Origin of the sequence: Sphingomonas pruni NBRC 15498, from assembly GCF_001598455.1 — a bacterium.
In the GTDB taxonomy this organism is placed as follows: domain Bacteria; phylum Pseudomonadota; class Alphaproteobacteria; order Sphingomonadales; family Sphingomonadaceae; genus Sphingomonas; species Sphingomonas pruni.
In genome coordinates, this window is record NZ_BCYZ01000024.1 from 51071 (window position 1) to 59402 (window position 8332).

General features: G+C 64.1%; 6 protein-coding genes and 1 pseudogene. 5 read left to right on the top strand and 2 right to left on the bottom strand.

Going from position 1 to position 8332, the window contains the following annotated elements; genetic code table 11:
- The first annotated feature begins 19 nt into the window (after positions 1–19).
- Complete coding sequence (locus tag SPR01S_RS09420; RefSeq protein WP_066588504.1) at positions 20–880, top strand: NmrA family NAD(P)-binding protein; 861 nt, start codon at positions 20–22, stop codon at positions 878–880.
- Between the two features lie 105 nt (positions 881–985).
- On the opposite strand, the gene SPR01S_RS09425 is transcribed toward SPR01S_RS09420, so the two are convergent.
- Together SPR01S_RS09425 and SPR01S_RS09430 are read right to left on the bottom strand one after the other, a co-directional pair.
- Positions 986–1618 carry a response regulator gene (locus SPR01S_RS09425; RefSeq protein WP_066588506.1) on the bottom strand — a complete coding sequence of 211 codons (633 nt, stop codon included), beginning with the start codon at positions 1616–1618 and terminating at the stop codon, positions 986–988.
- On the bottom strand, positions 1611–4637 hold the full coding sequence (locus SPR01S_RS09430; RefSeq protein WP_157082120.1) for a sensor histidine kinase: 3027 nt from the start codon (positions 4635–4637) through the stop codon (positions 1611–1613). The genes SPR01S_RS09425 and SPR01S_RS09430 overlap by 8 nt, the downstream gene beginning before the upstream one ends.
- Positions 4638–4804: 167 nt before the next feature.
- Between SPR01S_RS09430 and SPR01S_RS09435 the strand changes: the two genes are divergently transcribed.
- The 4 genes and pseudogenes from SPR01S_RS09435 to SPR01S_RS09450 all read left to right on the top strand — a co-directional run.
- A complete protein-coding gene (locus SPR01S_RS09435; protein WP_066588512.1) occupies positions 4805–5164 on the top strand; it encodes a hypothetical protein in 360 nt (119 codons plus the stop codon).
- A gap of 152 nt (positions 5165–5316) precedes the next feature.
- Entirely contained in the window at positions 5317–6318 is a 1002-nt protein-coding gene (locus SPR01S_RS09440) for a catalase (protein ID WP_066588514.1), read from the top strand.
- 110 nt (positions 6319–6428) lie between these two features.
- The gene (locus tag SPR01S_RS09445) at positions 6429–8021 is read left to right on the top strand and encodes a GMC family oxidoreductase (protein WP_066588520.1); all 1593 of its coding nucleotides are present in this window, start codon (positions 6429–6431) and stop codon (positions 8019–8021) included.
- A pseudogene (locus SPR01S_RS09450) lies at positions 8018–8332 on the top strand (hypothetical protein); the annotation flags it as partial. The gene SPR01S_RS09445 and the pseudogene SPR01S_RS09450, both read left to right, overlap by 4 nt.

Below are 8332 nucleotides of genomic sequence, written 5' to 3' on the forward strand. Positions count from 1 at the left end.
AGCGAGAAGGACATCGAAAATGTTCGTAGTAACCGGCGCCAGTGGCCAGACTGGCACGGCGGTCATGCGGCGACTGCTTGAACGCGGCCAACCCGTCCGCGCCGTCGTGCGGCGAGAAGAGCAGGCTGCGTCCTGGCGCGCACTCGGCGCGGAGGCGGTCGTCGCAGATTTGGCGAACGCGACCGCGATGTCGGCGGCGTTCGCGGGGTCCGATGGCGCCTATCTGATGAATCCGCCGGCCTACATGGCGCCCGATATCTTGGCGCGGGCACGCGCGGTGCACGGATCGCTGATCCATGCCGCCGGGCGAGCGAAGGTCGCTCATGTGGTCGCCCTGTCATCCGTCGGGGCTCAATATGCCCAAGGCACCGGCAACATCCTCACGACGCACGATCTCGAAGCGCAACTGGCGAGGTCCGACCTCCCCTCGACGCGGCTGCGCGCCGCGAACTTCATCGACAATTGGGCTTGGGCGATCGGCGCGACGCGCACGACCGGCGAACTGCCCTCGATGCTGCTCCCGACGCGCCGGCCCATCCCTATGGTCGCGGCCGCGGACATCGGGCGGGTCGCCGCCGATCTCCTGATGGAAGGGCCCGCGGCAGCAAGTCTCGTCGAGCTTCACGGACCGTCGGACTATTCGCCCGACGACGCCGCGATTGCCCTGTCGGAACTGTTAGACCGTCCGGTTTCGGCAAAGCCGGTCCCTGAATCCGAATGGCCAAGCGCATTCCGAGGTAGCGGATTCTCGGCGTCCGCCGTCGATGCCTTCTGTGATATGTATCGCGGCTTCAACAATGGGCTGATCGCGTTCGACGGCACCGGCGTAACAAGGCGCGGCACGATCGATCTGCGCGGCGCCTTGGCAGCACTGATCTGAAGGCCTTTCCCACGCGCGTTTGCGGCCGGAGAAGCGTCTGTTCTGCGGGGTCGAGCATTTAAAAGCGGGCGGTCGGTGCCATTCCGACCTGAATAGGAACGACAACTACAGCCTTATGATTCCGCGCCGGAGTGCGGCGGTAACCGCATGGGTCCGGTCGGCGACATCGAGCTTGGCGAAAATGCTCCGGAGATGAGCCTTCACGGTGTCTTCGGAAAGCGACAATTGCCAAGCAATCTCCTTGTTGGCTTTCCCCTCGGCGACGAGACGCAAGACCTCTATTTCCCGCTCGCTGAGCGGATCGTCGCCGGCATGAAAGGCGATCTCCTGCGCTATTTCGGGGGGAATGTGTCGACGCCCGGCGTGGATCGCGCGGATCGTGTCCAGGAGCTCCTTGCGTACGGCGCTTTTCAGCAGATAGCCCGACGCGCCCGCCTTGATGGCATCGAGCGCCTGCGCGTCTCCGCCATAGGTCGTCAGCACGAGAATCCGGGCAGCACTATGTTCCGCCCGGATCGCCCTGATGGCCGTAACACCATCTCCACCGGGCATCTGGAGATCCATTAAAGTCACGTCGGGGCGAAGGTTGCGCCAGGAGGCGACCGCTCCAGTGCCGTCGGCGGCCTCTCCGACCACGACCATGTCGGACTGAACGTCGAGAATGGCCGCAATACCGTCACGCAAAATTGGATGGTCGTCCACCAACAGGATGCGGATCGGCCGGGACAAATCAGCCATCGTCAATTCCCGCGACACGGCCCGAGACCCAATCGAGCCACCGTTTCCTGACTGAAAAATAGGCGGTTCGGCCTGGCACGGAAAGCGTGATCTCGGTCCCACTACCCGCACGGCTCGAGATCGTCAGCGTACCACCGATGCGAGATGCGCGCTCGCGCATTCCGACCAGCCCGAAATGGCCGGCGCGTTCTCCATCCTTGGCGACCGTTTCCGGTATCCCGATGCCATCGTCACTGAGGCCGAAGCGTAATTCACCGGGGAGATAGATGAGGGACGCCGAAATGCTCTTCGCCTCGGCGTGCCTGAATGCATTTCGAATCGCTTCCTGCGCGATCCGCAGCACCTCGTCGTGCGCTGCGGGGTGTAAGGCGACCGCTTGCCCCTCTACGGTCAGGTTGAACTGGGCAGCGCGTTCGGTTGGAGCCTCTCGCGCGGTCTCGGTGAGCGCTTCGGCGAGGTCGCACGGACTTCCACGGCCGCGTAATCGGCCAACGCTCTCGCGCCCTTCGACGAGAACGGCGTCGGCTTGGTCGAGTGCCTGATTGATCAGCGGTTTGACCGGCTCATTGTCGCCGATACGGTCTGCGATAGACTGGAACCGGTAGATCAGCCCGTGGAAACCCTGCAGCAAGGTATCATGCAGTTCGCGGGCGATGCGTTCTCGCTCGGCCAAGCGCGCCTCTAGAGACGCACGAACCCGATCAGTGACCCGACGCAGCCTGAAAATATAGGCGAACCAGATCAGCCCTGCGATTAAGAGGGCAATGACGAGCTTGAACCAGATCGACTGGACGAAGGTGGGAGGAATTTTGATGGCCATGGACACTGACGGGGTCCAGCCCGCACCGTTCGACGAAGACAGGTCGAAACGGTAATCGCCAGGCCCCAGGTTCGTATAGGCGGCCGTGCGGGTTGAGCCGGCGTCGACCCAGTTCGCGTCAACGCCAGATAGTCGATAGCGAAATCTAACCAGATCTGGTCGTTGCAAGGCCGGAGCGGTGAAGGCGATCGAGAAACGTGAAGTCCCCTGCGCCAGCCTGACTGGTCCAGCATCCGCGTCGTACGATCTCCCTTCCGTTGCGAGCGACAGGATGACGGGTTGCACCGCCTCTCGCGGCAAGTCGGGGCGACTCCCATCGAATAGTGCCACACCGCCGGGCGCGGACATCCAGACGCGGCCGTCCGCGCCGGCAGCAATCGAGTGACTGTTGGGATCGAACAATACCGCTGGAAGACCGTCGAGCAGACCGTACAGGCGCGGCTGCGCTTTCGCTCGATGATCGAATGCCGCAAAGAGCATCGTGTGAGGTATGCGGACCAGGCCGCGATCGGTGAACATCCAGAGGTCGGTTGCCGTGTGGGTGAGGCTGTTCGCGCCCGCGAGGTACGGTTGCTCGTCTGCGGAAATCACGCTGATCTTCTTGCCGTCGTAGCGGGCGAGGCCGAAACGCCCTCCCATCACAAGCTGGCCGTCCAAGCTGTCGATTGCGGAGATCGAGCCGATTTGCGCGGCATCCCAGATGGGCTTCAGATGCTCTCCGGTAAGTTCGTAGAGTCCGAGACCCCCTAGCGTCACGAAAATGCGACCGTTGGGCCCCGACTGAATGGTTGTAGCCCAATTGTTGTTGAAGTTGATGCCGGCGATCGGCAGCCGGACCCATTTATTTCCTGCATAGCTCCATATGCCAGCATCGGCGCCGGCCACCAGAAGGCGACCAGCGCCATCGAACAGACACTCCTTAGCGCGATTTGCCAGTTCGGCGGGTGCGGTTGTGCGATCGATTGAACCGCGACGCACCGTGAGCAGTTCGCCGTTAATGAGCAGCTTTACCGATCCGTCGGGTGCAGCGCATGCCGCTCCAATGTAGCCGACCCCTGCGACCAGTCGCTCGGCACTCCCTCCCCGCGGAACAATATACAGCGCATCCCTACTCTCCAGATAAAGGTTACCGTCCGCGAGCGCCAAGGTGGCGAGACCACCCTCCATCGCCAAAGTGGGCATGGGAATGACCGAGGTTGAGCGGAAGCGATCCAGGCCGCTTGCTGTGCCCACCCAGATTTCTCCACTGCGCCCTTCGAACAAGGCGCTCGCATTGTCGGCGCTCAACCCCTCCTTCATCCCGAACGGCTCGAGATCGCGCTGCTCAAACCGATGGCTTGCGTCCCCGGGCAGGCTCAGCCGAGTGATGCCGCCCTGCTGCGGGCTCGCCCAGAATCCGCCGTCACGATCGGCCACGAGGCGCGGCAAGTAGCGAGCTGGCATCGTGAAGTTGGAGAACGCCCCCTCTGCCGCTGGAACGAAATTCCTGCCGTCGAACACCAGCCTCAATCCGTCAGCCGACAGCATCCAAAGTCGCCCCGAGCGGTCAAGCGAAAGCGCTCGATTGTGCTCGCCGGTCTCCAGATCCTCGCCGTCCTTTACATGCTCGAAGTGCCGCGCATCTCGGGCGAGGCGCGAAATCCCCTTCCAGCCAACGGCCCAAAGCGATCCGTCGCGCGTCGTGGCGATGCTGCTGACGATCTGGTCAGGCATGCCCCAGCTACTGTCGATCGCCGTCCACTTGCCGTCCTTGTAGCGCGTTATGGGTTTGTTCAGGCGACTGCTCAGCACCCAGACCGCGCCGTCCGGCGTTTGCGCGAAGCCGATTACAGGCCGGGCTACGTCCGGGAGCGCGAGCGGCAACCATCGGCCGTTCCGATACACCGCCAAGCCTCCCCGCCGGTACCCGACCCAGAGCGCTCCCGACCGATCGAAGAATAGCGCCGTGATCTGGGCGGATCGGGTACGGTCGCCCGCTATCGCGGGGATCGCCTCGAAGCTTATGCCGTCAAAGCGATAGAGCCCGTTGCCCGCCCCCAGCCAGAGAAAGCCGTCCTTCGACTGGGCAATGGCAATGATATCGGGCGGCGCACCGTCCTCGACCGTCCACCGCGTATGCTTGAGCTGACCGATCGACAGACGCGGGTCGAGCGCGGCGGCAGGGGCTGCGAGCCACACGCCGCTCAGCAATACGATCAACCAAGTCAGGCGCCCCAACCTCGCCAAGCCAGTTCCCCATCTTTACCGGCCGCACCAGCCCTTGCAGGTTGCGTCAACGGTTGCCGAAGCGCAGCCCCGAACGGGTAAGACGATCATAGCCCATTCGGTGGTTATCCGCAGCATTTCCCTCCGGTAGCCAAGATTCTGTGAAATCAGCTTTCTCCATCTATCCCGCGGGCAATGCCGGCTTGGCGCTCGGATTATTGCGCGCAGCGGCGATCGCAACGAACGTGGGATTGGCGCCCTTCTTCACTAGCGTCGGACCATGGCTGTGGATGGCGGCTGCACTGACGATCCCGTTCCTCGCGATCGGCCTGATGACACGCGCCGCCGCGGCCGCGTGCGTGCTCATCGACGTCATCGTTATTGCCCAAGGCGATACCTGCTCGGCCTGGCTGCTTGCCAGCCACGTGATGGGCGCGGCGGCGGTCGCACTGGTTGGGCCGGGTGCCTGGTCGGTAGATGCCCGTCTCTTCGGCCGTCGGACGATCAGTCTTCCGCGATGATCGGCGACCAAGGTGATCAGATCATTACCCGATCGTGCGATCGGAGAATCCCCCGCTTCGGTCTGACGCCGCCGAGCGTTCGGGACGATGTTCTCCCCTGTCGACCGCAGGCCGCAAACCGGCGGCATGCGGCGGAAAGAGGGAGATCCGTGATGTCAAAATCGCTTCATCGTGTGGCCGCTCTATTAGGCGGCGGCTTGTCGCTGGCGCTCGCGACCCCGCTCGTCGCGCAATCGTTCTCGTCTTCGCCCGCACCTACCAAGGAAACGCCACTATCGATGGTCGAGGCGCTCCACACGGCGTTCGGCGATCATCACGACCGCGCCGTCCACACCAAGGGCGTGATCTTCGAGGGCGAGTTCATTCCTGCACCCGAGGCAAGGACGCTGACGATCGAGCCGATTTTCGCCGGCGGTACGGTGCCGGTGATCGCCCGCTTCTCGCTGTTCGCCGGCGTGCCGACCCTGCCGGATACGGACGATGGCGCATCGCCCGCGGGCTTCGCGGTGAAGATGATCGCGCCGAACGGCGACGACTTCGACATCGAGGCCAACCAGCACAACAATTTCATCGTCAAGACGTTCGACGAGTTCGCTGTTTTCCTGCGCGCCGTCGGCAGCGCCGGCAAAGGCGACAAGGCCCCGCTCGAGGCGTTTCTCGCCGCGCACCCCGAATCGCGGGCGTTCCTTGCCAGCCGGACCTATCCGGCCTCCTACGCGACCGCGACGTTCTTCGGGATCAACGCGCTCAAATTCATCAACGCGCAGGGTAAGGCGAGCTACATCCGCTATCGTTTCGTGCCGCGCGCCGGCGAGCGTTACCTCACCGCCCCCGAGCGCAAGGCACAGACGCCGACCTATCTCGGCGACGAGATCGTCAAGCGTGTTGCGGCAGCCCCCGTCGTCTTCGACCTCTATGCGCAGATTGCTGGCCCCGGCGACAAGATCGACGATCCGTCGGTCGCCTGGCCCGAGACGAGGCGGATGGTGAAGCTCGGTACGTTCCGGCTGACGCGCCAGCCGAGCGATCCCGTTGCGGTCGCCAAGACCTTGCTGTTCCTGCCCGGCCAGCCCCACCCGGGGGTGGAAGTCGCCGATCCGATGCTGGTGATGCGCAACACCGCCTATCCGATCTCGCTCGGCGGTCGGCAATGAAACCCTAGGCGCGTCCGGAAGCCCCCCCTCTCCGAAACCGGACGCAGCCTGCGCCGGGCGGCCGACCCGCCCCCTCCGCCGCCCGGCGCTTCTCGCAGGAGTTTGTGACCATGATCCTTCGTACAACCGATCCCTTGTCATCGACCTACGATTATATCGTGTGCGGCGCCGGTTCATCGGGTTCCGTGGTGGCGCGCCGGCTCGCGGAACAGGACGGCGTGCGCGTGCTCCTCATCGAAGCCGGCGGCAGCGATCTGGTCGCCGAGGTCACCGGCCCATCGGCATGGCCCGCCAATCTCGGCTCCGAGCGTGACTGGGGGTTTTGCGCCGAACCCAATCCGGCAATCAATGGTCGTCGCATGCCGCTGTCGATGGGCAAGCTTCTCGGCGGCGGATCGTCGATCAACGTCATGATCTGGTCGCGTAGACATCGAAACGACTGGGAGTATTTTGCGAGCGAGAGCGGGGATCAGCGATGGTCCTATGACAACGTTCTGTCGATCTATCGTGCGATCGAGAACTGGATCGGAGAGCCCGACCCCTTTCGCCGGGGAACCGGCGGGCTGGTGGAAGTCAGGACGCCGAGCAATCCCAATCCGATCGCGCCGGCGATGCTCGCGGCCTGCGCGCAATTCGGGATTCCGACGTTCGCCGACCAGAACGGTGCGATGATGGAGGGACCGGGCGGGGCAGCCCTGCCCAATGTCCGCTTCCGTCCGACACGGCGGCTCAACATTTTCGATACCTACGTCCGGCCCGTGATCGACCGCGGCAGGCTCACCGTGGTAACGCGCACCCGCGTCCGTCGGCTGCTGTTCGACGGCACCAGAGCGATCGGCGTCGAACTCGACGGCGATCACGAGGGCGTCGTCCACGCCGACCGGGAGGTCATCGTCAGCACTGGGGCGATCAACACCCCGAAGCTCCTCATGCAATCGGGCATCGGTGATGCCGCTGATCTGGCGCGGCATGACATTCCCGTCATCGCCGACCTGCCCGGCGTCGGACGCAATTTCCAGGACCATGTGATGATCGCGGGCTGCCTCTGGGAATATGCCGACCCCATCGCGCCGCGTAACAATGCCGCCGAGGCGACATTCTTCTGGAAGAGCGATCCGGCGCTCGACACGCCGGATCTCCAGCCATTCCAGATCGAAGTGCCCTATGTGTCCGACGAAACGCGGGCGCGGTACGCTGTGCCCGAGCATTGCTGGTCCCTCTCGCCGGCGCTGGTTCGTCCGAAAAGTCGGGGTACGGTATCGATCACTGGCGCGCAGCCGGGCGATCCGGTGCGGATCGATGCCGGGACGCTGACCGAGCCCGGCGACGTGACGGCCCTGCACCGCTGCCTCGAACTGTGCCGCGACATCGGCAATGCGCCGCCGCTTGCGCGTTTCAGTCGTCGGGAAGTGATGCCCGGACCGCTTACCCGCGAGGGCATGATCGACTTCATGCGCGACGGTGCCGTTACCTACTGGCACCAGAGTGGAACCGCGCGGATGGGACGAGACCGTCTGGCGGTGGTCGACAGCATGTTGCGCGTCCATGGCGTGGAAGGACTGCGCATCGCCGACGCCTCGATCATGCCGCGGGTCACGACCGGTAACACGATGGCACCGTGCGTTGTCATCGGCGAGCTAGCCGCGGCAGCGATCACCGGCCGCCAACCGCAGCCGTCGACCGCAGCTCTGGAGTTGGCATGATGCTGGCCAACTCGCTTCACCCAGCGGCAACGCAGCCTTTGCCGTTCGGCCCGAGCGTCGATGACTGGCATAGCCAGCCCCGGCTGCGCCGTGTCGATCCGGGCTACGATGCGCTTTTCATCCAGGCGATCGACCGGCTGCACGCCGAGGGTCGGTATCGCGTGTTCATCGACATCCTGCGCAACAAGGGGATGTTTCCCAATGCGCGGTGCTTTGCCGGGCATAACGGGCCGAAGCCGATCACCGTGTGGTGTTCGAACGACTATCTCGCGATGGGCCAGCATCCCAAGGTGATCGCGGCGATGGAGGGA